At 60.4% G+C, this 26,001-nt stretch carries 21 protein-coding genes and 2 pseudogenes; 7 read left to right on the top strand and 16 right to left on the bottom strand.

Annotation, left to right across the window (positions count from 1 at the left end):
- Positions 1–30: 30 nt before the first annotated feature.
- The 3 genes from ACR9ZN_RS05460 to ACR9ZN_RS05450 form a co-directional block, all read right to left on the bottom strand.
- The gene (locus tag ACR9ZN_RS05460; protein ID WP_481271554.1) at positions 31–2,403 is read right to left on the bottom strand and encodes a phosphoketolase family protein; all 2,373 of its coding nucleotides are present in this window, start codon (positions 2,401–2,403) and stop codon (positions 31–33) included.
- 58 nt (positions 2,404–2,461) lie between these two features.
- Entirely contained in the window at positions 2,462–3,166 is a 705-nt protein-coding gene (locus tag ACR9ZN_RS05455) for a cyclic nucleotide-binding domain-containing protein (RefSeq protein ID WP_434960309.1), read from the bottom strand.
- Between the two features lie 90 nt (positions 3,167–3,256).
- Positions 3,257–3,667, bottom strand: a complete 411-nt coding sequence (locus ACR9ZN_RS05450; protein ID WP_434960310.1) for a response regulator — start codon at positions 3,665–3,667, stop codon at positions 3,257–3,259.
- Positions 3,668–3,934: 267 nt separating this feature from the next.
- On the opposite strand from ACR9ZN_RS05450, the gene ACR9ZN_RS05445 reads away from it, so the two are divergent.
- On the top strand, positions 3,935–4,222 hold the full coding sequence (locus ACR9ZN_RS05445; protein WP_481271553.1) for a BON domain-containing protein: 288 nt from the start codon (positions 3,935–3,937) through the stop codon (positions 4,220–4,222).
- Positions 4,223–4,275: 53 nt separating this feature from the next.
- Positions 4,276–4,524, top strand: a complete 249-nt coding sequence (locus ACR9ZN_RS05440; RefSeq protein WP_481271958.1) for a BON domain-containing protein — start codon at positions 4,276–4,278, stop codon at positions 4,522–4,524.
- Between the two features lie 49 nt (positions 4,525–4,573).
- On the opposite strand, the gene fixJ is transcribed toward ACR9ZN_RS05440, so the two are convergent.
- The 3 genes and pseudogenes from fixJ to ACR9ZN_RS05425 form a co-directional block, all read right to left on the bottom strand.
- A complete protein-coding gene (fixJ, locus tag ACR9ZN_RS05435) occupies positions 4,574–5,191 on the bottom strand; it encodes a response regulator FixJ (RefSeq protein ID WP_454817275.1) in 618 nt (205 codons plus the stop codon).
- The gene (fixL, locus tag ACR9ZN_RS05430) at positions 5,181–6,728 is read right to left on the bottom strand and encodes a sensor protein FixL (protein WP_454817277.1); all 1,548 of its coding nucleotides are present in this window, start codon (positions 6,726–6,728) and stop codon (positions 5,181–5,183) included. The genes fixJ and fixL overlap by 11 nt, the downstream gene beginning before the upstream one ends.
- Positions 6,729–6,822: 94 nt before the next feature.
- Positions 6,823–7,469 (bottom strand): annotated as a pseudogene (locus tag ACR9ZN_RS05425) (BON domain-containing protein).
- Positions 7,470–7,928: 459 nt separating this feature from the next.
- On the opposite strand from ACR9ZN_RS05425, the gene ACR9ZN_RS05420 reads away from it, so the two are divergent.
- The gene (locus tag ACR9ZN_RS05420) at positions 7,929–9,542 is read left to right on the top strand and encodes a bifunctional aminoglycoside phosphotransferase/ATP-binding protein (RefSeq protein ID WP_454817279.1); all 1,614 of its coding nucleotides are present in this window, start codon (positions 7,929–7,931) and stop codon (positions 9,540–9,542) included.
- 33 nt (positions 9,543–9,575) lie between these two features.
- The gene (locus ACR9ZN_RS05415; RefSeq protein ID WP_454817281.1) at positions 9,576–10,835 is read left to right on the top strand and encodes an MgtC/SapB family protein; all 1,260 of its coding nucleotides are present in this window, start codon (positions 9,576–9,578) and stop codon (positions 10,833–10,835) included.
- A gap of 54 nt (positions 10,836–10,889) precedes the next feature.
- Here ACR9ZN_RS05415 and ACR9ZN_RS05410 read toward each other — a convergent pair whose 3' ends face one another.
- On the bottom strand, positions 10,890–11,813 hold the full coding sequence (locus ACR9ZN_RS05410; protein ID WP_481271552.1) for a universal stress protein: 924 nt from the start codon (positions 11,811–11,813) through the stop codon (positions 10,890–10,892).
- A 14-nt stretch (positions 11,814–11,827) separates the two neighbouring features.
- Between ACR9ZN_RS05410 and ACR9ZN_RS05405 the strand changes: the two genes are divergently transcribed.
- Positions 11,828–12,313 (top strand): NUDIX hydrolase, encoded by a 486-nt coding sequence (locus ACR9ZN_RS05405; RefSeq protein WP_481271551.1) that lies wholly within the window; start codon positions 11,828–11,830, stop codon positions 12,311–12,313.
- Between the two features lie 46 nt (positions 12,314–12,359).
- Here the strand turns inward: ACR9ZN_RS05405 and ACR9ZN_RS05400 are convergent, their stop codons facing one another.
- A complete protein-coding gene (locus tag ACR9ZN_RS05400) occupies positions 12,360–14,294 on the bottom strand; it encodes a heavy metal translocating P-type ATPase (RefSeq protein ID WP_481271550.1) in 1,935 nt (644 codons plus the stop codon).
- A 126-nt stretch (positions 14,295–14,420) separates the two neighbouring features.
- Positions 14,421–15,317 carry a universal stress protein gene (locus tag ACR9ZN_RS05395; protein WP_481271549.1) on the bottom strand — a complete coding sequence of 299 codons (897 nt, stop codon included), beginning with the start codon at positions 15,315–15,317 and terminating at the stop codon, positions 14,421–14,423.
- 703 nt (positions 15,318–16,020) lie between these two features.
- Between ACR9ZN_RS05395 and ACR9ZN_RS05390 the strand changes: the two are divergent.
- Positions 16,021–16,707: pseudogene (locus ACR9ZN_RS05390) on the top strand (ABC transporter ATP-binding protein); the annotation flags it as partial.
- Between the two features lie 155 nt (positions 16,708–16,862).
- On the opposite strand, the gene ACR9ZN_RS05385 reads toward ACR9ZN_RS05390, so the two are convergent.
- Entirely contained in the window at positions 16,863–17,213 is a 351-nt protein-coding gene (locus ACR9ZN_RS05385) for a hypothetical protein (protein ID WP_481271548.1), read from the bottom strand.
- On the opposite strand from ACR9ZN_RS05385, the gene ACR9ZN_RS05380 reads away from it, so the two are divergent.
- Positions 17,197–17,517 (top strand): hypothetical protein, encoded by a 321-nt coding sequence (locus tag ACR9ZN_RS05380; RefSeq protein WP_481271547.1) that lies wholly within the window; start codon positions 17,197–17,199, stop codon positions 17,515–17,517. The genes ACR9ZN_RS05385 and ACR9ZN_RS05380 overlap by 17 nt on opposite strands.
- Positions 17,518–17,751: 234 nt before the next feature.
- Here ACR9ZN_RS05380 and ACR9ZN_RS05375 read toward each other — a convergent pair whose 3' ends face one another.
- The 6 genes from ACR9ZN_RS05375 to ACR9ZN_RS05350 all read right to left on the bottom strand — a co-directional run bounded on the left by ACR9ZN_RS05375 (position 17,752) and on the right by ACR9ZN_RS05350 (position 25,814).
- Entirely contained in the window at positions 17,752–18,870 is a 1,119-nt protein-coding gene (locus ACR9ZN_RS05375) for an ABC transporter permease (RefSeq protein ID WP_481271546.1), read from the bottom strand.
- 1 nt (position 18,871) lies between these two features.
- Positions 18,872–21,589 (bottom strand): ribosome-associated ATPase/putative transporter RbbA, encoded by a 2,718-nt coding sequence (rbbA, locus tag ACR9ZN_RS05370; RefSeq protein WP_454817295.1) that lies wholly within the window; start codon positions 21,587–21,589, stop codon positions 18,872–18,874.
- A complete protein-coding gene (locus ACR9ZN_RS05365) occupies positions 21,586–22,548 on the bottom strand; it encodes an HlyD family secretion protein (RefSeq protein ID WP_481271545.1) in 963 nt (320 codons plus the stop codon). The genes rbbA and ACR9ZN_RS05365 overlap by 4 nt, the downstream gene beginning before the upstream one ends.
- 129 nt (positions 22,549–22,677) lie before the next feature.
- On the bottom strand, positions 22,678–23,151 hold the full coding sequence (locus tag ACR9ZN_RS05360; protein ID WP_454817299.1) for a cation-transporting P-type ATPase: 474 nt from the start codon (positions 23,149–23,151) through the stop codon (positions 22,678–22,680).
- 12 nt (positions 23,152–23,163) lie between these two features.
- Entirely contained in the window at positions 23,164–24,414 is a 1,251-nt protein-coding gene (locus ACR9ZN_RS05355) for an acetate/propionate family kinase (protein WP_481271544.1), read from the bottom strand.
- Positions 24,411–25,814, bottom strand: a complete 1,404-nt coding sequence (locus ACR9ZN_RS05350) for a bifunctional enoyl-CoA hydratase/phosphate acetyltransferase (RefSeq protein ID WP_481271543.1) — start codon at positions 25,812–25,814, stop codon at positions 24,411–24,413. Before ACR9ZN_RS05350 ends, ACR9ZN_RS05355 begins: the two co-directional genes overlap by 4 nt.
- Between the last annotated feature and the right edge of the window lie 187 nt (positions 25,815–26,001).

Here is a 26,001-nt window from a genome sequence, read left to right as displayed (position 1 = left end):
CACTGGCCACCGGGATGGATCAGGCAAATGTCAATTTGTGCCATGCGGCCAGACCCAGTTCTTGATCTCGGGCATGTCGTCGCCATGGCGGCGTACATAGTCCTCGTGCTCGATCAGCTTGTTGCGCAGGGCCTGCTTTATGTGAGCGGCGCCCGGTAGAAGGCCTGGAATACGATCGATCGCCGCGATGGCGAGATGGAAGCGGTCCAGCCTGTTCAATACCGTCATGTCGAAGGGCGTGGTGGTCGTCCCCTCTTCCTGAAAGCCATGAACATGGAAGTTGTGGTGATTGGTTCGCCGATAGGTCAGGCGGTGGATGAGATAGGGATAGCCGTGATAGGCGAAGATCACCGGTTTGTCGGTGGTGAAAAGGCCGTCGAAATCGCGAGCGTCGAGCCCGTGCGGATGCTGGCCGGGATCCTGCAAGGCCATGAGATCGACGACATTGACGACACGGATCTTCAGCGAAGGGCAATGCTGACGCAGGAGATCGACTGCGGCGAGTGTTTCCAGCGTCGGCACATCGCCGGCGCAGGCCATCACGACGTCAGGTTCGTCATCCTGATCATTGCAGGCGAAATCCCACATGCCGATGCCGGCGCGGCAATGGCGAATGGCCGTTTCCATGTCGAGCCATTGAGGACCTGGCTGTTTGCCCGCGACGATGACGTTGATGCGGTCATAGGTGCGCAAGCAATGGTCCGCGACATAGAGGAGCGTGTTGGCATCGGGTGGCAAATAGACCCTGACGATGTCGGCCTTCTTGTTGGCGACCAAGTCGATGAAGCCAGGATCCTGATGGCTGAAGCCATTGTGGTCCTGCCGCCAGACATGGGAGCTGAGCAGATAATTGAACGAGGCGATCGGTTGGCGCCAGGCGAGCTCGCGCGACACCTTCAACCATTTGGCATGCTGGTTGAACATGGAATCGACGATGTGGATGAAGGCCTCGTAGCAATTGAACAGCCCGTGGCGGCCTGTCAGCAGATAGCCTTCCAGCCATCCCTGGCACAGATGCTCGCTGAGCACCTCCATCACCCGCCCATCGGGGGAAAGATGGACGTCTTCGGGAATGCGGGCTTCCATCCAGGTGCGGTCGGTCACGTCGAAGACGGCATCCAGCCGGTTGGAGGCAGTCTCGTCAGGCCCCATGATGCGAAAGTTACGCGCCGCTGCGTTCAGCCGCATGATCTCGCGCAGATAATGCCCGAGAACGCGTGTTGCTTCGGCATTCACCTTGCCGGGTGCCTTCACCTCCACGGCGAAGTCGCGTGCATCGGCGCATTGGAGGTGGCTTCTAGCGCTGCCATTGGTATGGGGGCTGGCCCCCATGCGCCGTGACCCTGCAGGAGCAAGGGCACGCAGCTCCGGCATGAGGCGGCCCTGTGCATCGAAGAGCTGGTCGGGGTGGTAGCTCTTCATCCAGGACTCGAGCAGAGCGAGATGACCGGGCTTTTCTGCAAGAGAGCTGAGCGGCACCTGGTGCGAGCGCCAGAAGCCTTCGGTCTTCAGGCCATCGACTTCCTTGGGGCCGGTCCAGCCCTTGGGACTGCGCAGCACGATCATTGGCCAGCGCGGGAGCCCGCCGCTGCCATTGGTCCGCGCCGCTTCCTGGATCGTGCGAATGCGGACGAGGGCCTGATCGAGGGTGTTGGCCATCGCCTGGTGCATCAAGGCGGGCTCGGAGCCTTCGACGAAGAAAACCTCATGGCCGAGGCCCTCGAAAAGCTTGCGGATTTCATCATCGCCGAGACGCCCTAGAATGGTAGGGCCGGCGATCTTGTAGCCATTGAGATGGAGGATCGGCAGTACCGCACCGTCATGAGCGGGATTGATGAATTTGTTGGAGTGCCAGGAGGCAGCGAGGGGGCCGGTTTCGGCTTCACCATCCCCCACCACGCAGGCGACGATCAGATCGGGATTGTCGAACGCCGCGCCATAGGCGTGGACGAGCGCATAACCCAATTCCCCGCCTTCGTGGATCGAGCCGGGGGTATCAGGCGATGCGTGACTGGGGATGCCGCCTGGAAAGGAGAATTGGCGGAACAGACGCCGCAGCCCGTTCTCGTCCTCGGTGATCTCCGGATAGATTTCGCTGTAGGTGCCTTCAAGATAGGTGTTGGCCACCATGGCAGGCCCACCATGGCCCGGGCCGCATATGAAGATGACATCGAGATCGTCGCGTTTGATGACGCGATTGAGATGCGCATAGAGGAAGTTCAGCCCCGGCGTGGTACCCCAATGGCCGAGCAGACGTGGCTTGACATGATCGAGCGTAAGGGCGTCGCGCAGGAGCGGATTGTCCAACAAATAGATCTGTCCGACCGAGAGGTAGTTGGCGGCACGCCAATAGCGGTCGATGAGTGCAAGTTCCTCCCGCGTGAGGGCTGTGGCTGTGGTCATGACAAGGCCTTTGGGTTCCGGAAAAGCAAAACGGGAGCGTCGTCGGGCAGGCTTCCAATTAAACGGACATGCCGCTGAGAAGTTGCCGATTGCGCAAAACGATCTGGCGAGCGCTCGACAGACCAAGCACTCCCTTGGCGTGGAGCAAGGAGATCACGCGTGAAACGGTTTCGAGCGTCAGACCGAGATAGTCGCCGATGTCGCGCCGGCACATCGGCAGCTCGAGCATGCCGGCCACCGCAAGTCGGCGATCCATTTCGAGCAGAAAGGTGACGACGCGCTCGAGTGCTGTCTTGCGTCCCAGCAGGATCATGTGGTCTTCGGCATGCCTGAGATCGCGCGAGGTCAAAGTGCGCAAAGCGTTGGCGACACCGATATCGCTGAGCGCAGCCGCTTCCAAGCTTCTGCGGCGGACAAGACGCACCGTGGTGTCGACGACGGCGTCGGCGGTCATGCGATGGGTCGAGTCCAATTCCAAACCGAAAATATCGCCGGGCAAATGGAAGGCGCCTATCTGTCTGCGGCCATCGTCCAGGAGTTTGCAGGTGCGAACGGCGCCACTGACGACTTCGTAGACATAGTTCGCTGGTTCATCGTCACCATAGATCTCCTCTCCCTTGTCATAGGTGTGAATGGTTCCAAGTAATGCCGGATGGAGATTGAAAAGGGAGGAGCCGAAATGAGCGCTACCAACCGTTCGCGATGAAGACAGAGACGGTAGATCGGCATTCGAAGGGGCGAGCAATTCGTTGCGCGAGAACATCGTGGCCATCTCCTGGATGCGGTGGATGACCAAGTCGTAGGCTTGAATGAAGCGTTCGAAAATTTCGGTCGAATCCCTAGGGAGAACCCCCTAAGGACTTTTGCGGATATCGCTGCGGAAGCTTGTGTCGGCAATGGCGGCTCGGACATTCACGACCAGGCTTTCCGCAATATGCGGCTTGATGACGACACGCTGGATGCCGATACGGCGGGCCTTGTGCTCGATCGTCTCGTCGGGATAGCCGGTGATCAGGATGACGGGGCCGCGCTGTCCGCGTTCGCGTAGATGGAGTGCGAGCTGGAGGCCGTCCATCTCGGCCATCTTGTAATCGATGACGAAGCAATCGGGTGAACATGAGGTCAATTGCGAAAGGCAATCGGCGCCACTCATATATGTCCTCACCTTGAAACCCTCCGCTTCCAGCAGAAAGCGGAGCGACCCAAGGACATCGCGATCATCGTCGATAACAGCAATGACGGAGAGGGGGGGCGAAGTTGACATCGTTGTTTCCGGCACCGGATTGACTGAAGCGGGGCGGCGCAATCAGTGAGCATATCCCGTGTTCCCCGGCGCGAATTGATACAGCTCAAGGTGCCGGGCCCGGCACGGCTTGATCGGTGTCAAGGCATGCCGCACCCTTCAATGGGAGTTTCGTCCTGTCTCTGGGGTGGTGGTCGCCCGAGATGACGATGAAAGACGGAGAGAGCAATGTCGAACGATAGCAAGCTGCAGCAAGCCGTTCTCGACGAACTGGCCTAGGAGCCGAGCGTGGCGGCCGGTCATGTTGGCGCGACGGCCGAGGATGGTGTCGTGACGCTTACGGGCCATGTCGCGAGTTTTGCCGAGAAAGGCAGCGCGGAAATGGCGGCTCGTCGGGGCAAAGGGGTCAAGGCCGTGATCGAGCACATCGAGATCAAGCTTCCGGGCGATGTTCGCATCGGTGACGATAAGATCGCAGCCTCGGCGGCCCTTCGCCTGAATGAAGACATCTATGTTCCTTCCGACAGCGTTCAGGCCGTGGTCGAGGATGGTGGATTACTCTCAACGGTGAAGTGAAATGGAACTGCCAGAAAGAAGCGGCGGAACAATGCGTTTGGCGACTGCCTGGCGTGCTGGGCGTTACCAATTTTATTACCATCAAGCCGCAGGTAAACGTGTCCAATATCAGTGACGACATTACTCATGCCTTGGACAGGTCATGGTTCTTCGATCCTCAAACCATCCAGGTGAGCGCCGAAGGTGGGCAGGTCAAATTGACGAGCACGGTCAAGTCGCAGCATGAGCGGCAGATCGCGGCGGCAACCGCCTGGCCGGCGCCTGGCGTGACAGACGTCTCTAACGATCTGGTCGTGGCGTGACCGATCGCAAGACGCGATCGTGCGGTGCCGGCAACGCCGCCAAAAGGCGTCAATCGTTCAGGGCACCGCTTCGGATCGCCAGCTTGACCAGCTCGGAGATGCTGCCGGCCTGCATCTTCGTCATGACATTGGCACGATAGACTTCGACGGTGCGCGGGCTTATGTCGTAGTCCTTGGCGATCATCTTGTTCGACAGGCCGGCAACCAAGCCGTTCATGACCTGGCGTTCGCGCGGGCTGAGGGAGGCGAGACGAGCGGCCAGTTCGCGCGTGTCGGTGGCGACTTTCGTCGCCCTGGTGCTTTGTTCGAATGCTGTATGCAGGACATTGACAAGGCGTTCGTCCTCGAACGGCTTTTCCAGGAAGTCCATTGCGCCCAGCTTCATGGCTTCCACGGCAAGGGGCACATCGCCATGGCCGGTCATGACGACGACCGGCAAATGAACGGCCGCGGTGTTCAAACGCCTGAGCAATTCGATGCCATCGATCTCGGGCATGCGAATGTCCGTGATCACGCAGCCGAAACCGAGCTGGGGCAAGGCGCCGAGAAAACGCCCGGCGGTTTCAAAAACGGTAACGGAAAAGCCGGAGGCCGACAGGAGGAAGGCGAGCGAGTCCCGCACGGCCGCGTCGTCGTCGATGATAAAGACCCTGGCATTATTCGGCATCAGAAGAAGTCTCGGGCAAATTCTTGAAGTCGGCGGAGATACCGGATGGCAACGAAAAATGGAATGTGGCGCCGCCCGCTTCGTTCGTCTCGGCCCAAAGCTGTCCGCCATGGGCTTCGATGATCGTGCGACTGATGGAAAGGCCGACGCCCATGCCAGTCTGCTTGGTGGTGAAGAAGGGCTGAAACAGGCTTGATCTGATGTCGCCGGCGATACCGTGGCCGGTGTCCTCGACGCGGATAAGTACCATGTCGTCGCTGAGCGGGGTATTGGAAACCGTCAGCTCTTGCCGCACGGATCCTTGCATTGCCTCAAGCGCATTGCGGAAAAGGTTGACCAGAACCTGTTGGATTTGAACGCGGTCGGCCAGAACGAGGTCGCAGGAGGGATCGAGATCGAAACGCAGAAAGACCCCTTGTTCGCGAGCGCCGACGAGGCCGAGCGCGCCCGCCTCCTCGACGAGCTTGGCGACGCTTTCGATCCTCTTTTCAGTTTCGCTTCGGGTGACGAAACTGCGCAAACGCCGAATGATCTGTCCCGCGCGCAGGGCTTGCTCGGCCGCCTGATCAAGGGCGATTTCGACCTTGTCGAGCTCAGTGAGGCCTGAGGCGCTCAACAAGCGTCGCGAACCCTTCAGATAATTGCTGATTGCGGTCAAGGGCTGATTGAGTTCGTGGGCAAGGGCGGATGCCATTTCGCCCATGGCGCTTAGCCGGGACATATGGACAAGTTCTGACTGTAATTCGGAAAGACGGGCTTGCGTCTGTTGATGTTCTGTCAGGTCCCGCACGAAGCCGGTGAAGTAGCGACGCCCCCCCGATTGCATCTCGCCCACCGACAGATGCATCGGAAAGGTCGTGCCGTCCTCGCGCTTGCCGGTGACGATGCGTCCGATGCCGATGATGTGGCGATACCCTGTGGTTTGATAGCGATGAAGGTAGCCATCATGGCGCGTACGGTCCGGTTCCGGCATCAAGCTATTGACGTTCCGACCGATGGCAATGGATCTGGAATAGCCAAAAAGCCTTTCGGCTGCCCGGCTGAAATACTGCATGGTCCCGGCCTCGTCGATGACGATCATGGCGTCAGGAACGGTTTCCAGGATGGAGCGAAGGTGCTCTTCGCGCGTGCGCAGGGCTTCCTCGAGGCGCTTTTCCTCGTCGATATCGATCACGATGCCGCCCAGATGCAGGGGCCTGCCGTCGTCATCCTTCAGGACGCCTCCCCGCAGACGCAGCCAATGACTTGTTTTGCCAGGCGCCGTTATGCGGCAGGCGATGTCAAAGGCGGCACCCGACCCGATCGAGGCATCCAAGGCCGTTGTCGTCGCTTCGCGGTCCGTGGGGTCCAGCAGTGAGAGGAACGTGTGAAAATCAAAGGGCTGATCGATGCCATGGCCGAAGAGGACACGCGTCGTGGCCGACACGGTCAATGTCTGAGAGGCGATATCAAAGGTCCAGGTGCCGATACCCGTGCATTCGAGGCCGGTTCGGAGCACCCGATCCTGAATAGACGTATGCTGTTGTGGCAAGACCACGCCCGGCCTCCTCAAAAGGACATTCCCTATAGAGGAAGGAGGACGTGATCTATCAAGAAGAATTGTTCAAAACAGGGCGGTACGCTTCCCTGTTTCAGGCGACGTGCAGATTGTCTTCGACACTGCATACACCGGCGGCGGACCAGGCAGCTCGCTCGGCCACCTGCCGCTCGTGCCAGGCCTTGATCTTGCCGTCGAGTATGACCTTGTCGCCGACCACATTCACCTTGATCCCGTCGGCCTCGAACTCGGCATCCCGTTTCAGTGCGGCCAGGATCTTGGCCTTGACGCCCTGGACCTGCACGCGGGCCTTGACCTCAATGCCGTTGGTGACGCCGATGACACCGGTGAGTTTGCGAACGGCCCGGTAGGCGGCCCCGCGCTGAAACTGCCAGTCGACGGCATCTGCGAGGGTGACCCAGCCTTTTTCGACCTTCACCTTGACAACGCCTTCGGGGACCATGGCGTCCCACGAGATGACCGAAATGGCTCGCGACGCGATCTGGTTGTCGGCCGTCTTCTTGTTGTCGGGGTAGCGAACCTCGATTTCCTCGGCAATCGCACGAACGCCTTTGATGCGACGCACCAGCATTTCGGCAGCGATCTTTTCGGCGTAACTGCCGACATGACCACTCAGCGTGACGACGCCGTTTTCGACTGCGACACCGATACGAGCGGCTCAATGCTTGGATCGAAGTCGAGGGCGTCGATGATCGATTGACGCATGGCCTTGTCATTCATATTCGGCCTCCATTGATCCTGGCCACATTGCCAGCCACCTCAGTCCATCACACTCCAGGAATGGAGAAGTTGATTTCGATCAAGATGACTGATCTGAGGCGCAAATTCTTAAGTGGTTGTACGTTGTATTTATATTTTAAAACTATATTCTGAATTTAATTTCGTATTTATTCTTTATATAGCAATGAAAATAAATAATAATTCGGATTTATTGAATATGGATCGGTTATTCAGGTTGGGCGTGGCGTTGTCTCGTGTCTCTTCCGCATAGGCACTTGGCCCTCACTCTTGCTGCCAGAAAGCCTGGGCATCGTCAGGATGGTAGAACGGCCATTCGTGCCTTTGTGCTGCGTGTTCACGCGCCAAATTCAACAATGTTGCGTTGGATCAATACCTGCGCGGCCCAATCCCCTCCAATGGTGCCAGGTGCCTGCCCGACAAAGCCGATGAGGATGAACCATGGTTGCTTCCACAACGTTGAAAATGCCTCTTCCTGGCCCCTCCCATGTCGTTGCCAGCCAGGAGGATGTGATCGAGTTTCTGCTTTCGCCGGCCAGCCATGGCAGGATCGAACGCGTGCAGCGCATAGATACCCATGGTGCGGTCGTCTTCCTGGCTGGAGATCGCGTCTACAAGCTTAAGCGGGCCGTGCGCTTTCCGTTCATGGACTTGTCGACGGTGGAGTATCGGAAGCGCGCATGTGAGCAGGAAGTCGAGATCAATCGCGCCTATGCGCCGCAAATCTACCTCGACGCCATACCTGTCACGCGGTCCCATGACGGTCTGCAATTGAGGGGGGAAGGGGAGGTCGTCGACTGGGTCGTGGAGATGAAGCGTTTCGACGAGACGAAGACGCTCGATCGGCTCGCCGATCGCAACGCCATCGGCGAGAGCCTTCTGGTCGATATCGTTGCGGCAATCCTGGTATCGCATGAGAAAGCACCGATCCGGGATGGGCTGCAGGCTACTTTGAGCCTGGAGCGATATATCGGGCAAAACGAGGAGGCGTTTGGCGAAAACCCAGCCTTGTTTCCGGTCCAGGAGGTCGAAGCCTTATCCGAGGCGGCCCGCCGTGCGTATCGCGATTGTTTCGATCTGTTGATCGAGCGTGGCGAGGCTGGTTTCGTCCGGCGCTGTCACGGGGATCTGCATTTGCGCAACATTGCCGTGATCGACGAGCAGCCCACCTTGTTCGATGCCATCGAATTCGACGAGGCGATCGCAACCTGCGACGTATTGTACGATCTGGCTTTTCTGTTGATGGACCTTTGGGACCGTGGCCTGTGCCATCATGCCAATGTGGTGCTCAATCGATACTTGTGGGGTGCAGCCGAGGGCCATCTGGTCGGCCTCGCCGCATTACCCCTTTTCCTTTCCATCAGGGCGGCCTTGCGAGCCAAGATCGCGGCGGCGACTGCCCTGGTCCAGGCGCCCGAGGAGGCTGAATCCAGTCGGGCGGAGGCTCGGCGGTATTTCGAACTTGCTCATCGTTTCCTGGTGAAGCTGCCGGCGCGACTGGCGGCCGTCGGGGGGCTTTCCGGGACGGGCAAGACCACCTTGGCCATGGCGCTGGCACCAGCCCTGGGTAGAGTACCCGGTGCCATCGTCCTGCGCAGCGACATCGAGCGCAAGCGCATCGCCGGCATCGCCGAAACGCAATCGCTGCCGACCTCCGCTTATGGGCCGTCTGCGGCTGGCGCAGTTTATGACTCGCTCAGCCGCAAGGCCGATCTTGTCTTGGCCGCGGGGTACAGCGTCATTTTGGACGCCGTCTATGCCCGTGCGCCGCAGCGGCATGTCGCGGAGGGAATTGCACTGCGTGCCGGCGTCAGCTTCACCGGTTTCTGGCTCGAGGCTCCGCTGCCAGTCATGGAGCATCGCGTGTCTGCCCGCAGGAACGATGCCTCCGATGCCGACGTCCAGGTCGTACGAAAGCAGGCCGGCTATGATCTCGGGCGCGTTTCATGGCATCGTCTCAACGCAGCTTTATCGCCCAAGGACATCGAAGATGAAGCCCTTTCATGTCTGGCGCTCAGATGCGTGGACGGTAAGCCGTCTTACCACGATCGATGAGCGTGGCGCCTCGCATGGCGTGGCGGAATTGGCATGAACCAGACCGAGATCCTTGCCCGCCTTGCGGTCGCGCTTGGCATCGGCCTGCTCGTCGGCCTGGAAAGGGGCTGGCGAACACGCGAGGAGGAAGACCACCAGAGAGCCGCCGGGCTTCGCACATTTGCGCTTACCGGGCTCACCGGGGGTGTCGCCGGCGCCCTGTCTCTTCCCGCCGGGCCGCTGATTCTCGGCTTTGTATTCTTAGGATTTGCCGGGGCACTCACGACATTCCATTGGCTTGAGGCAAAGGCAGAAGGCAATTTCTCGGCCACCTCACTGGTGGCGGGCCTGCTCACCTTCATCCTCGGTACCTATGCGGTCGTGGGTGAGGTGCAGATCGCTGCCGCCGCCGGCGTGGCGACGACCATTCTGCTGGCCTTGCGGGAGCAACTGCACGGGTGGGTGCGGGGGCTGTCCTGGCCGGAGATCCAGGCTGTACTCGTGCTTCTTGCCATGTCCTTCGTGCTGCTCCCCATCCTTCCCGATCGCCCTGTGGACCCATGGCAGGCACTCAATCCATGGCAGCTTTGGCTATTTGTGATCCTCATCGCGGGGATTTCTTTCGGCGGATATGTCGCTATCCGCCTGTTTGGCGACAGGCTCGGAGTCATATTGGCATCCCTTGCAGGGGGCCTGTCATCCTCCACGGCGACCACGGTTGCGCTCGCCCGCATGGCCGGAACCCACCCGCAATCCTCGCCGATTCTGGTTGCGGGTATGCTGTCGGCCGGCGCCATCATGGCGTTTCGTGTCGGTTTTGTCGCTTCCCTGCTCAATCCCTCCCTGCTGACGAGCCTTGCCCCTCCCGTTCTGGCTGCCGCGGCGGTCCAGGCGATCGGTGCCTGTGCCTTGGCGATCAGGAGGGTTGACCATGAGGCGCCGAAACTCGAGCTTTCCAATCCGCTCGAGATTGGCTCGGCGCTCAAGCTGGCAGCCTTTATGGCTGTCGTCCTGGTGGCCGGTAAGCTGTTGAAGCAGGCCTATGGCGGGGCGGGGGTGATGGTGCTCGCCGCTATATCTGGGATAGTGGATGTCGATGCGATCACTATTTCGATTGCTCGGATGAGCCCTGCGGATATGGCGCCCAACTCTGCGGCCCTGACCATCGGCCTGGCTGTTGGCGTGAATGGGGTGGCGAAGGTGGCCATGGCTGCCTATGCCGGTGGGTGGCGCTGCGCTCTACCTTTTGGATTGATCAGTCTTCTTGCTATGGCAGCGGGCGGAGCCGCAATTTACCTGATGGGCATGCGATAGTGCTGCGTCCCTCCGGCCTGCTTTCCCGAAAGTGGTGCAAGCCGGATCCGCCCGCTAATGGCTCAGCAGGCAGCATTTGGATGAATAATGCAGGAGATCGCGGGTGACGCCACCAAACATCCATTCCCTGGCCCGTGCGTGGCCGTAGCCTCCGGAAACGATCAAGTCGGCATGCTGCTGCTCGGCATGGACCAGAAGGGTCTCGCAAACCGTGCCGTCGATCGTTTCAAGGACCTCGGCATGGGTTTCGACGTCGTGCAGCCGGAGAAACTCCGCAACGGCATCGACACGCCTCGCGGCGTTGTCCCTGCCGCCTTCTTCGACGATCTCGACGATGCTGACGCGCGACGCTTCCTTCAGAAACGGAAGTGCGTCAATCACGGCCCTGCGGGCTTCGCGGGTGTTACTCCAGGCCACGAGGACATGGTCCGCTGTCAGTTGTGACAGGCTGGGTGGCACGATCAGAACCGGCCTGCCGCAACGCAGCACAACTTCTGCCGGGTCCAGCGCCAAGTGCGGCTGGTTGACGGGGCTGCGGCCGCGCTGTCCAACGATGAGGAGATCGGCCCTGGCGCTTTCATGGTACAGCGCATCGGCCGGAAACTGCATGCTGGTTTTCCATTCCAGGTCACCACGATTGGAGACCGCCGCACTGCGGAACCGAGGCTCCAGGTCCTCGTCGCCATACCAGGGCAGGACCGGGCGGCTATGGGCTGCATCGTGGCCGAGAAAAACCGGCTTCACACGCTCTCTTGCCGCGGTATCGATCGCGGGCACACAGTCGATACCGATGAGCTTGGCGTTGAAGCGTGAGGCCACCAATCCCGCGAGCTTGATCCTTTCGTCGCTTTCCTTGTTGTCCTGCACATGGACCAGCATGCTGGTATACGTCATGTTTTCGCTCCGCCTGCGGGATGAAAAAATCATCGTCTCTGAAGGAGTAGCGGATCCCGGGAAGACGTCCTTGATCTTGCGCAAAGGAATTGTGACCGATGGCGAAGATGAGTGCAGGGATCTTGCTTTATCGGCTGAAGAACCTCGACGTCGAGGTTCTCCTCGTTCACCCCGGAGGGCCATTCTGGGCGAAACGAGACGAGCAGGCCTGGTCGATCCCAAAGGGAGAGTATGGTGCTGACGAGGATGCTCATGGCGCCGCCTTGCGCGAGTTTGAGGAAGAACTCGGGACGCCGTGTCCCGATATCGGGACGATTGATCTGGGCGAAATCCTTCAACCTGGCGGCAAACAGGTATCTGCCTGGGCGGTGGCAGGCGATTTTGACCCCGGCCAACTGCGCAGCAATATGTTCGAGATGGAGTGGCCGCCTCGTAGCCGGCGCATCGTGCAGTTTCCCGAGGTGGATAAGGCACAATGGTTCGTGATGGCGCAAGCCCATCGCAAGATACTGCCTGCTCAGCGCTCCTTCCTCGAGCGACTGGCTGAGCATCTTGAGCCTGACCTCCGTTTTACGCCGGCGTGATCTTGCCTTCAGGTCGATATCCCGGACGAAGGATCGTCGGCTCGCCTCATGCCGCAGACAAGTCGGCCACGGGCGCGCTAGCGGATCGCAATGCCGGTCCCAAAGCCCGCAAGGCGTTGAGCACGACGGCAAGGTCGATCGCCTCCTGGAGCAATGCTCCAGCCACAGGGTCCAGATAACCCAAGGCGGCGCTCAGCATGCCGACCAGCGAGAGGCCCATGCCGATGAGTACGCTCTGCAGGGCAATCCGACGGGTTCGGCGGGCGATGGCAACAGCTTCTGCGACACGTTCGAGCTTATCGACCAGCACCACGACGTCGGCCGCTTGGGAAGCGGCCACTGCACCTCGTGCCCCGAGCGCGGCGCCAACGTCAGCGAATGCGAGGGCGGGTGCGTCATTGATGCCATCTCCGATCATCATGGTGGGCGCAAGGCACTTTTCCGCTTTCACGGCGGCCACCTTGTCTTCGGGCGTTGCATCCGCAATGACATGGTCCAGGCCAAGCGATCGCGCTATGGGCCGAGCAATGTCGATGCGGTCACCGGTCAGCAGGACGATGCGCTCGATCCCATTGGTACGGAATGCACCGAGGGTTGAATGCGCATCCGGGCGTAGCTCGTCTTTGAACAGAACACGGCCGACATAACGTCCATCTGAGGAGATGTAGAGGGCAGCGTGGCCTAGTGGTATCGAGGAGGCCTTTTCCGCGCCAGCGCCAGGCAAGACGAAGTCCTGACGCCCGATCCTGATGCGCGCCCCCTCGACAAGTCCTTCCACGCCGTCTCCCGCGCTTTCATGGGCCTCACCCGGCGGAATGAGGTTGATATTGCGCCGGCGCGCTTCCTCGACCAGGGCCTGCGACATGACGTGATGGGACGCCTGACCGACCGAACCGGCAACGCGCAGGAGTTGCTCGGCGCTCACAGATGGCTCGGGCTCGAGCACGGCGATCGACGGATAGCCGCGAGTCAACGTCCCCGTCTTGTCGAGCAACACCGTGCGGATCCTGGCCAACGCCTCGAGCGTGCCGGCAGTCTTGACCATCACACCGCGCCCGGCGCAGCGCGACATGCCAGCGACGAGGGCGACAGGTACGGCGAGGATGAGGGGACAGGGGGTGGCAACCACAAGGACCGCGAGCGCGCGATGCGGGGAGGCCCAGATCCACCAGGCCATCCCGGCCATCCCCAGGGTCAGCATCAGGAAGCCGATGGCGTAGCGATCGGCCATGCGCGCCATTGGGGCCTTGGATTGACGAGCGCCTTCCACCAGGCGAAGGATCGCGGCGTATGTGCTTTCTCGTGCCGGCCTGGAAACCCGCATATCGAAGGCGGACCCTGCGTTTACAACGCCGCTCGCAAGTGCATCGCCTGCAGGTCTTCGGACAGGCATGGGTTCCCCGGTCAGGGCCGATTCGTCCAAGGTTGCATCTGGCCCGATCAGTAAGCCATCGGCGGGCAGGACATCGCCGGGGCGCACCAAGATGCGATCACCAGGCGATAATGACTCGATCGGCACCGTCAGGAGCTTGCCACTTTGATAGCGTTGAGCGCTACGAGCGACGCGACTGAGCAGGGCCGTCATCGCGGAACTGGCTCGGCCCTGCGCGAATTGCTCCAAGGCCTGGCCTCCGGCAAACATCAGAGCGATGACGACGCCGGCGAGGGCTTCATCGCCCGCGATGGCTCCCGCCATTGCCAAAGCCGCAATGATGTCCAGGCCGATCTTGCCCTGCGCCAGTCCACGCAAGATCGTGACTATGAGGACGACGAGGACCGGCGCCGTACCCCCAAGCCATAGAAGCCGAGCGATCTGCGATTGCCCCAGTGCGATAGCGAGCAATCCTGCCAGCAGCGCAATAGCGGGAATCGTGGCGAGCGCTGCCGAAGCCATCCGAGACGGACCGGGCGATGTTGGTTGGTTAGACACATTCTTCGCAATCGCTTCGTGTCGTTCTTTTACGGAGAGTTCGCGAGCCATGAGATCGCCTTCAGATAAACAAGGATCGAGGTTCGGTACGGCACCATCAATTTGGCCCAAGGCAGACGCTCATATGTTCCCGACCGCGCCGTGGTGCGCGGAGGTTTCGGTTTTCGACAGCCTCGATCAATGGGCCATCAGGAGCGGAACATCGGTCTTCTCGATGAGCTCAACCGTCGTACCGCCCATGATCCATTCCCTCACGCGCGAATGCCCGTAGGCGCCTGCAACGATCAGATCTGCGGAGATGCGATGCGCCTCCTGCAGGAGCGTGGTCGTTACGTCCTGGGTGAGAGGAAGGGCTTCAACGACCGTTTCCACGCCGTGCCGAGCCAGATAGGTCGCAATATCCGCCAGATCCACGTCTTCGTTGAGGTTCTCTGCTTGCTCGTCCTCCTTGACCGTCACAACCTTGGCAAGGGTCGCAAGCTTGAGGAGCGGCAGCGCCTCCGCCACGGCTCTCCCGGCCTCCTTGGTGTCGGTCCAGCCAATGAGCACGGTCTGGATCGGCTGCCTGGGCTGTTGTTCAGGAGGCACCAGATAGACGCTCCGGCCGCTTTCGAACAGCGTGGCCTCGATCATCCGTCTCCAATCGGTTCCCGCTTCATCTTTGCGAGGGCAACTGCCGATGAACAGATCGGAGGTTCTGACCTGTGTTGCCACAAGGGAGGATAACCACCCTGCGGCATCCTCGATGCGTCGAATTTCGTTGGTGATGGACAGGCGCTGGAAACGCAGTTGCAATTGTTCGATCGCAGCAGTGGCACGTTGCTGGATTTGATCCACCATATCCATGCTGGCCGCGGTGCCCATGTCACCGGTGTAAATCGAAATATCGGGGAGGAGGCAGGTAAAAAGGCCGGTGAGATGGCTTCCAAAACTGGCCGCCAGCATCTCGCCGTGGGAAATCCGAGCCTCGTCTTGGGGACTGCCATCGAGATGAACGGTGATGTTCTTGTAACTGTCCGGGTGAACCGAAGCCGTAACATCCAGTGGCTGGGTCGAGGAAATGTCGGCTTTCATGGAGTCCTCCTGATTGCGGGAGACCGCGCCCTCGGCGTGTCTTGATCGGAATGGTGGCAGACTTGCTTTTTCGAGCTTCCATGGCGTTGATCTGGCTCAAGGGAAGCATGCGGCGGGCGAGTATCGCGCTCTCGGCATCGGCCTATCGGCAGCCGTCACCTGGGAACTTGCCAGGCTTGCGCTGGATCAAAGCCGAGTTCGTGTTCCAGGCCTAGAAAGGCAAGGGCATCACTGTCGAGGCATCTTGTCGACGTCGTGGGGAGACCATGTGTGATATTGTCAGATTCTCAGGCGATCGGCCCCCGAGGTATCGCCATAGCGGCTCGGCGGCCGGCGCCGATGGGAAAATCCTGCTCTTCACCGGCGTCCATCATAGCTCTGACCATGAGGAATTGTGGCCTGGCCTAGGAGCTGGACTGACGAAGGATGCGTCCGGCCAAGCCACACGTTCGAGCCGAATGCAATTTAACACTGCACCGGATCAGTCCTGCAGCATCTTCCCGCTTGGATACTAAATAGTGGTTGGCCCAATCGCCAGGAATACGGATGCCAGCGCGGGTTTTCATTTTTGACGAAGATCGATACCGATCGACAGACAAAATCCTAACCTGCACGCGCTCCGAAATGGTGCGTCAGGCGGACGTCTTTCACGGGGCACCGTCGAGGTTAGGGCCGTCATGGCGTGGGCGTCGGAAGAAAGACCATGATCCAGTCCCTGCCGCATACCAAGATTGCCATCAAGATACGCGACCTCGTCGTTGGTTTTGGGGATAGGGTCGTTCTCGATCACCTCGACCTCGATATTCGCGAAGGTGAGATCATTGGTCTGATTGGAGCATCGGGCTCGGGTAAATCCGTCCTGCTGCGGAGTATCCTGGGGCTTGTGCCCAAGCGCGCCGGCAGCGTTGAGATATTGGGACAGAATCTCGACGCGCTGGGTGCTGGTGGGTAACGGGATCTGGGCCTTCGATGCAGCATCCTGTCTCAGCAGGGTGCCCTGTTTTCTTCGCTGACGGTGAGGGAGAACATCCAATTGCCGATGCGCGAGTTTCTCGATCTTTCCGATCATCTGATGGATGAACTCGCCATGTACAAGTTGAAGACGGTGGGATTGCCAGCGGATGCGGCCGATAAATATCCCGCTCAGCTTTCCGGCGGTATGGCTAAGCGCGTCGCGCTGGCTCGCGCGTTGGCTCTCGACCCGGAGATTGTCTTTTTGGATGAGCCCACTTCGGGTCTCGACCCGATCGGAGCTGGTGATTTCGACACGCTGATTTCTGTTCTTCACCACACCATGAAGCTGACGATCTTCATGGTGACCCATGACCTCGATAGCCTGCGCAATGTCTGCAGCCGGATCGTCGCGGTGGCGAAGGGAAGGATCGTCGCCAGCGACGGATCGTCAACGATGCATTGCGCGGCGAGGTCTACCGCCCCATCCTCCTGCTTGCGGGCCTCTATTTGGGCATCAGCGTGGCAGAGGGCTTGGTGAAACTCTGCCTCAACATCTACAGGAACTGGGTTGGCGAAAAAGCTGTCCGGGCATTACGCCGGTCCGTATTCACGATCGGGCAGGCGGCCACAATTGAGCCGATGCCGGATCGGACAGAGGGTATTCAACTTTCGATCGTTCTGGATGAGGCGGACCCGATTGGCGAAGCCTTTTCCGAACCGGTCTTGCAAGCCTGGGTCCTGATTTCCGTCGTCGGATATCTGCTCTATCTGCAGCCCTTGATGGCGCTCGTCGTCGTGTTCGTATTCTTTCCGCAGATCGGCTTCGTGCCGCTCATGCAGAACGCTATCAATCGGCGGGTGCAGATGAGGGTTGGCCTGCTGCGTGAAATGAGCGGTGCAATTGTCGGTGCTGGAGGCGCGATCGATGGCGATGGTCGCCAATATAGGCGTATCCACACGATTCCTGGAGAATATGGCAATCTACAAGCTCAAATTCTCCATGAATTTCCTGATGAACCTGATGACTCAGCCGGGCGTGACTACGATCCTGGCGCTTGGCGGCTATTTCGTCGTCATAGGGAAAATCGAAATAGGCACGGTGGTGGCCTTCCTTTCGGGGCTGAGCAGGATCAATGATCCGTGGGGCGATCTGGTTACCTGGTATCGGGACCTGCAGGCGACGAGGGTCAAATACAGCCTCTTATGCGAGGCCCAGAAGCTGGGGGCGATCGTCGTGAACCGATAGGGAATAAAGGCCGCGCCGAGGCTTGTTGAGCGCGGGCGTGGACACGAGCCCCGCATGCCGAGAAAAGCGCCTTCTCCTTTTGCGGTCCCCTATCTGCGAAGCAGGATGAGATGTTGCGTGGCGTCCAGAATGACTGGACCTTATGCATTCAATTGCCCTGGTAGGCCGGCGCCTCGCAAGCCTCCGGTGCGGCTGCAGCCTCGGTTCGAAGCCCGATCGTCCGGTTGCAGTCTTTCACTGCGCTGCCAGGAGTGCTTTGCGAAAGCGTATGCTGGCGACCAGGAAGAAGACGCCACCGATTGCCGCCAATGCCATGAGTTGCGGCCAGATGATCGAAAGGTCGGCGCCGCGATAAAGGATGGCCTGGGACAGGCTGACGAAATGAGGCGAGGGGGTGAACTGCATGGCCGTCTGAAGCCATTCGGGCATGCTTTCCATCGGCGTGGTGCTTCCCGAAAGAAGGTTCATGACAATGAGGATCGGCATCACGAGCAACCCGAATTGCGCCATCGAGGTGGAGACTGTGGAGATCAGGATGCCCAGCGCGGTGACTGAGAACAGATAGACGATGCTCGACCCGACGAACAGGACGAGCGAACCTGCAACGGGAACGCCCAGAAGGCGCTCGACGACGATCAGCAGCGAGAGGCTGGCCGCAACGACGATGACCAGGCCGTTGGCCCAGATCTTGGCGAGCATGATTTCGAAAGGAGTGACCGGCATGACGAGCAGATGTTCGATCGTGCCATGCTCTCTTTCGCGGATCAGCGCGGCGCCTGTGAGGATGACCGCCAGCATCGTGACGTTGTTGATCACCTGCATCACGGCCGTGAACCAGGCCGATTGCAGATTGGGATTGAACTTGGCTCGGATCACCAAGTCGATCGGCGCCGGGCTGTCGGCGCCGGGGAGGGCCTTGCGTGCCTCCTCATTGATGATGCTCTGGATGTAGGAGGCGCCGTTTCCTGCTTGGGACATGGCCGTCGCGTCGATGTTGAGCTGAACCGAGGAATGACGTCCTGCGAGAGCGTCCTGCTCGAAGTTCGGGGGTATTTCGACGACGAACACGAAGCGTCCGGCATTCATCGTACGATCGATGTCATCGGCGCCGATGAGAACCGGCTCTTCGAAAAAGGGTTTGAGCAGAGCGTCGCGCAGACGAAGGGACAAAATGGAGCGATCTTCATCGACCACGGCAACGGAGGCATTCTTGACCTCGAATGTCGCGCTGGTGGCAACCGTATAGACGGCAAAGGTAAAGGTATAGAGGATCAAGGCAACCAGGACTGGATCAGCCTTCAGACTGAAGAGTTCCTTGACGCCGAGCCGCCATATCGTAGTGAGACGGCGCATGTCATGTTCCCCTTTTGCGTAGCGTGAGCACTGATGCTGCGATGAAGACCAGCCCGAACAGCAAGAGGACGACGAGATTGGGCCAAAGGTCCCAAAACCCCAGCCCCTTGGCGAATACGCCGACGCTGACGGGCTGATACCATGCTGCCGGGAAGGCAAGACCCATCAGGCGGCCCGCGCCGGAGAGGGAGGAGACAGGCACAAGCAGCCCGGAGAAGTTGACGGCGGGAATGATCGCGATGATCGCGGTGGCGAAGATGGCTGCAACCTGGCTGCGCACGAAACTGGACACGAACAAGCCGAAACCGGTGGTGGCCAATACATAGGCGAAAGACGCCGCCAGCAGGGTGGAGAGCGATCCGCGCAGGGGGACCTGGAAAAGATAGACAGCCTGAATAATCAGGGTCAGGCAACTGATGAAGGCGATCGCGACATAGGGCAATTGCTTACCCAGAAGGAATTCGATCTTGGTCACCGGGGTCGATTGGAAATTGGCGATCGACCCGGTCTCTTTCTCCTTGACGATGCCCAGGGCCGTCATCACCGCGGGAATGAGCACCAGGATCAAGACGATCACGCTCGGAACGATGGCATTGGCGCTCAGAAAGGCCTGATTGTATCGAAAACGCGGCTCGATCCCGATCGGATAGGCAGGCGCGGCCCGTCCGTTACGCCTTGTATCCGCATCGGTGAGGTAGCTCATTGCCAGGCCGGTGACATAGCCGCGGGTGGTTTCTGCACGAAAGGGCATGGCGCCATCCAGCCAGACGCCGACTTGTGGGGGAATCCGGCGCACCAGGTCCTTGCCGAAACCGGAGGGAACCTCGATGGCCAGCTTCAGCTCTCCGCTCTGCAGCCTGGTCTCGAGCTCCTCGGCTGACCGGATGGCAGGCTGCTGGGCGAAATAACGCGATCCTTCGAAGCTCTCGAGCAATTGCCGGCTCTGCGCGGACTGATCCTGATCGAAAGCCGCATAGGGAATTTTCTCAACGTCGAAGGAGATGCCATATCCGAAGGTGAGCAGAAGCAGGACCGGCCCCACCAGGGCAAAGGCGAGACGCAGTGGATCACGCAAGATTTCCAGTGTTTCACGACGAGCGTAGGCCCATAGCCTGCGCCCATCCAGACGCCTTGCCCTGGCGGATGGCGCCTTCGCTGGAGCCATGGCCTGGCTCTTGCCGATCGAGCTTGCCATGCCGGCTTGCTCGAGTACTTCGACGAAGGCGTCCTCCAGGTTCGACTTGCCTCTCTGTGCCTTCAATTCCGACGGTGTTCCGATTGCAAGCACTTTACCTTGATGCATGAAGGAGATGCGGTCGCAGCGCTCGGCCTCGTTCATGAAATGCGTGGAAAGGAAGATGGTGACGCCTTCTTCACGCGAGAGCGAGAGCAAGAAGCGCCAGAATCCGTCACGTGCCATTGGATCCACGCCCGAGGTGGGTTCGTCCAGGATCAGGATTTCGGGACGATGGATCACCGCCACAGCGAGCTGCAAACGTTGGCGGACTCCGAGAGGCAGGCTTTCCGGGCCGGTGTCGGCGACCGATTGGAGATCGAAACGAGCGAGCATTTCAGCCACGCGCGGTTCGATTTCAGCCCGCGCCAAGCCGAAGAGCTGGGCGTGCAAGACAAGGTTTTGGCGAACCGTCAGTTCTCCATAGAGCGAGAAGGCCTGTGACATGTAGCCGACGCGGCGCCTTGTCTGCATGTCGCCTGCATTCAATGGATGGCCGAATAGTCGTGCGTCGCCCTCGCTCGCTGGCAGAAGCCCGGTGAGCATCTTCATCGTGGTGCTCTTGCCGCAGCCATTGGAGCCGAGGAATCCGAAGATCTCGCCCTTTTCAATGCGGAAGCTGACATGGTCGACGGCCGTGAAATCACCGAAACGGCGGGTAAGGCCCGAAGCCTCGATTGCCGCCGGACTGCCTTCCGGGACCGCGGGGCGCGGGGGAATCGTCAGCTCGACCCTGCCGCCGGCGCCGGGCAACAAGGCAACGAAAGCGGCCTCCAGGCTGGATGCATTGGCCTGCCGCTTGATGTCGTTTGGCGAGCCTTGCGCGATGACGCGTCCTGCATCGAGGGCAGCCAGCCAGTCGAAATGCTCGGCCTCCTCCATATAGGCGGTTGCAACCAGGATGCTCAGTCGGGGGGTGTCCTCCCGAAGGTGCCCGATCAGGCTCCAGAACTGGCGCCGCGACAATGGATCGATCCCGGTCGTCGGCTCGTCCAGAATGATCAACTCGGGATCGTGGATCAGGGCCGAGCAAATGCCAAGTTTCTGCTTCATGCCACCGGACAATTTGGCTGCCGGTCGATCGCGAAATGCCGACAGGCCCGTCACTTCCAGCAAGCGAGCGATACGCGCGCCACGTTCGTCTGCGTCCTGACCGAACAGTCGGCCGAAGAAATCGAGGTTCTCGGCCACGCTCAAGGTGGGGTAGAGATTGCGGCCCAGCCCTTGCGGCATATAGGCAATGCGCGAGCGGTTGAGGCGCAATTGCTCGGTGGAACGGACGTCGCCGCCCAGAACCTGGATCTCGCCTTGCTGGATCCGTGTGACCCCTGCAACAAGGCCGAGCAGGGTCGATTTGCCGACACCGTCCGGGCCGATCAGGCCGGCCATGCAGCCAGCCGGTATGGCCAGAGAAACATTGTTCAGAGCCTCATGGCGCCCATAGCGATGGACGACATCCCGCAACTCGATGACAGGTTCGGTCATTGCGGCAGCTTCGCCACGAGCCAATCGGGCCAGGCCGCCGTCTGCCTGGTCCGCACATAGGCGACGCCACGCACACCAGTCTTAACCTGGGCCTCGTACTGCTTCAAAAGTGCCGGTGCGATCTTCAGCTTGACGCGGAACATCAGTTTTTCTCGCTCGTCCGCCGTCTCCACCGCCTTGGGGGTGAATTGAGCATCGGTGGCAACGAAACTGACGGTGGCCGGGACCACGTAATCGGGTGCAGCGTCGAGGATGATGCGGGCCTCGTCGCCCAGGGCGAGGCGTCCCGCAGCCCGCGACGGCAGGAAGATGGTCATATAGACATCGGACAAATCGAGGAGCGTAACGATCGGAGCGCCTGCTGCGACGACCTCGCCCGACTGGACCAACTTGTATTCGACCCGGCCACGTCGCGGCGCTGTCAGAACGGCGTCGTCGACGAGTGAGCTGACGCGGGCGACCTCGGCCCGAGCGGCGTCGGCCGCCGCATTGGCCTCGTCGAGATTGGCGATGGCGGCTTTCTTTGCCGCCTCCGCAACATTGAGCTGGCTGCGCCTCAGGTCCAATTGCTGCGTGGTGCCGTAGCCGCGCGTGGCAAGGGTGGAGGCGCGGTCGAGTTCCTGATGAGCGAGAACGAGTTCGCTTTCGCGCTGTGCCAATGCCGCCTCGGCTTCCGCAATGGTTTTTTCGGCGCGCCGGACCTGTGCCTGCGTGCCGGCGAACTGAGCCTGCAGGTCGGAGACATCCATGCGGGCGACGACGGAACCTGCCTCGACGGTTCGTCCTTCCTCGGCGAGGACCTGTGCTACGCGTCCCGCGAGTTTCGCCGCGATCAACACATGTTCGGCCTCGATGCGTCCGTTCGAGGAGGCAATATCGGCAGGTAAGGCAGCCTTGCCATTCCTGTTCCATATGCTGCGCAGACGCTCACCGAAGCCGATGTTCTGGTCCGCGGCCAAAGATATGCCGCTTGTCGCACATCCGGCGGCCACAATAGCCGCGAGAACACAAAGGCGAAGGGGCTGGCGCAAGGAAGGTGCTCCTGAATGAATTGTGCGCCGGAGGGCGCCTATACATTCTCGTTACCTTCACTTGGGCGAGGTGCGGTTGATGCAGATCAAATGCTTGCCATATGCTCGCAAACTCGCTCCGGGCGACCTATGCTTAGCAAGGGTCACGCCGTGAGATACCTCATCATCGGCTGCCCCCGCTGCGTGTCCTTCCTGGAAAGTATCCAAACCGATGGAGATCACCAGGATTGTGACGATAATTGCCCCGCCAACAGCGTCACCAGTCGCGATGGAGACAAGCCCGGCACCAAAAAGGATAAGCGAAAGAGGCTCCAGTAGCCGGCGCAGGATTGCGTGCAGCGCCGTTTCCCGCTTGCCCTTCTTGTCGGAGTTGGGCCCGAACCTCGCTAGCCTTGCTTCTGCCTCCTGCGAAGTCAGACCATTCCTGCCGCAGTCCAACGTCCTGATGCAGTCTTCCAGCGAGCGCGTCCAGAACGCGGCATCGTCTGTGGCGTCAACGCGCGTCGGCTCGGGTGATGCCGTCGATGCCATGGTGCCGCTCCATCAGGGATAGGTGCGCCCATCGGCGAGTGCGGTTGCGGTTTCCCCCGTCGCAAGATCGGGAGCGTCTGCCCGCTCTGCTTGGACAAGAAGGCTCAGCACCTCGTCGGCGATGACCTGTTCCTCACTGGTCGCGACGACCAGGGCGCATATTTCGCTGGTGTCGGCGCTGATCCGCCTTGCGTTCCGGTCGTTGGCCTGTCGGTCGAGATCGAGGCCGAGCCAGGCCAGGTGGGCACACACCTTCTCGCGGATCAGAGGCTGGTTCTCGCCGATACCGGCCGTAAAGACCAGGGCGTCCAGCCCGCTGACAGTGGTCGCCAGCGCACAGATCTCCCGGGCGATGCGTAAGCAGAAATGATCGATGGCCTCGGCTGCCTCGACCGCGTCGCTGGCGAGGAGGTCACGCGTGTCAGCGCTCAAGCCCGAAAGCCCAAGCAGGCCGGAACGGTGGTAGAGCAAGTCCTCCAGGGCCTCCAGCGAGTAACCACCTTGCTTCAGCAGGTGCAGGGGAACGCCAGCATCCAGGGCTCCGCATCGGGTGGCCATGGGAATGCCATCCAAGGTAGAGAAACCCATCGAAGTGTCGCGGCTGATGCCATTGGCGAGCGCACACAGGCTTGCACCACTTCCCAGATGAGCGACCACCACGCGGCCCGCGGCCAGGCGCGGAGCAATCTCTTTCAATTTGCCGGCTATAAACTTGTAAGACAGCCCGTGGAAACCATAGCGCTTGATCCCCTGGTCGAAGAGACCACGCGGCAACGCGAAACGTCGAACGATGTCGGCCTGCGTGTGATGGAAAGCCGTGTCGAAGGAAGCCATCTGCGGCAGATTGGGGCGCAGATGCCGGATGGCCCGGATCAGCCGTACACTTTGGGGCTGATGTAGAGGCGCCAGGGGTACCAATCCCTCGACGGCGTTCAACGTGACATCGTCGACAAATGTCGGCCCTGCGAAGGTATCGCCGCCATGGACGACCCGATGACCGACGGCTGTCAGACCCGAAAGGGAAAAATGCTTGGCCAACGCATCGAATGCCTCATCGATGACGTCGTGAAAATCATCGCTGTCCCTAGCTTTCAGGGGGATGTCCACGGCCTGGGGGCCTTCGACGATATGGAGACCGAGAGGCTTGCGTCGAAGATCGATGACGCCCATGCCGAGCCGTTCGGCAGCGTTGCCCTTGCGCATGAACAGGCCGAGCTTGATCGTGGACGAACCGGGATTGCAAGTGAGGATAATGCCGGTCATCGAGAAGACCTTCCTTTGGCCACAAGCTTGGCGAATGCGATCGAAGCAAGGCGGACCCCTAGCGAGTCCGATCTGCTGGTGAGGATGATGGGAACCCGTGCACCGAGAACGAGGCCCGCTGCGTCCGCTCCTCCCAGGTAAATGAGTTGCTTGGCCAGCATGTTCCCGGCCTCGAGATCCGGAGCAACCAAAATATCCGCCTGGCCGGCGACCGGCGAGACGATGCCCTTCATGTGGGCAGCAACCAGATCGACGGCATTGTCAAAGGCAAGCGGGCCATCGAGTTTGGCCCCCGTGATCTGGCCTCGTATGGCCATGACACTCAGTGCTGCCGCATCCAGCGTCGCGGGCATGGCGGAATTCACCGTCTCGACGGCGGCGAGAATCGCGACCTTGGGTTCGGCAATGCCGAGCGTGTGCAGCAGGTCGATGGCATTCTGGCAGATGTCACGCTTGTGCTCGAGGCTAGGAGCGATGTTGATCGCCGCGTCGGTGACGACGATTGGCTTCGGATAGGCTGGCACGTCCAGGACATAGGCATGGCTGATCCGCCTTTGTGTGCGCAGGCCGGAGTGTTGGGAAACCACTGCGCCGAGGAGCTCGTCGGTATGGAGGCTGCCCTTCATCAGGGCGGCCGCCTCGCCGCTGGCCGCCAGAGCGACGGCCCGTTCGGCGGCAGCATGGCTGTGTTCGGTCGCCTCGATCCGCACACCGTCCACACTCAAACCAGCCAGGTCGGCAAGAGCCCTGATCTTGGATTCGGGTCCAACCAGGATGGGATCGATCAATCCTTCATTGCGCGCCTCGAGCGCGGCCTGGATGGCTTCTGGTTGGCACGGATGGACCACGGCCGTTACGAGAGGTGGCAAGGCGCGCGCTTTACGCAGAAAGGGGTCAAAGCGATGCTGACGCTGGATCGGTATGGATGGCAGCACCGTCGGGGCAAGCGTGAGCTTTTCCCTCGGCGCGATGACGGTTGCCACGCCGGTGAGCACCTCTCGCCCGACTTGATCGACGCAGCGTGTCGCCAGCCTGACGGCGCAGTTTTCGGGGTTCTTGTCACGCACCGTCACGGTCGCCGTTACCGTGTCACCAACCGAGACGGGGTGACGGAACTCGGTTTGCTGGCTGAGATAGATCGTTCCCGGGCCTGGCAATTGCGTGCCCAGGAGCGTGGAGATCAATCCCGTCGTCCACATGCCATGCGTGCCGACATGGCCGAAGACGCAGCGGGCCGCATATGTAGGCTCGGGATGCATTGGGTCGAGGTCGCCAGATGCCGCGGCGAAGAGCATGATGTCGTCATCGCGGAGTGTCCATTTCAGGCTTGCGGCATCTCCGATCGCCAACTCGTCGAAGGGGCGATTGACAAGCGTGTGGGGGAAAGTCAGTTCGTTCATGGCTGCTGCGCATAGGTTCCGGTGCATCGGCGAGTAGAGGCCCGAACCTTATGCCAACGAGGTGATGGTCGACCTTGATGCGGATCAAGGGTGAGCATTCGCACCGCAACGCGCACTGTTTTAGCCGCGGGCGTGGCGGAATTTGATTCAGCTCAATGCTGCATCCCATCCGGATCTTAGAAGAAGA

The organism is Labrys sp. HAY1-8F (assembly GCF_056754975.1).
Note: the sequence above shows the minus strand (reverse complement) of the source record. Positions and strands in the feature narration are given on the sequence as shown.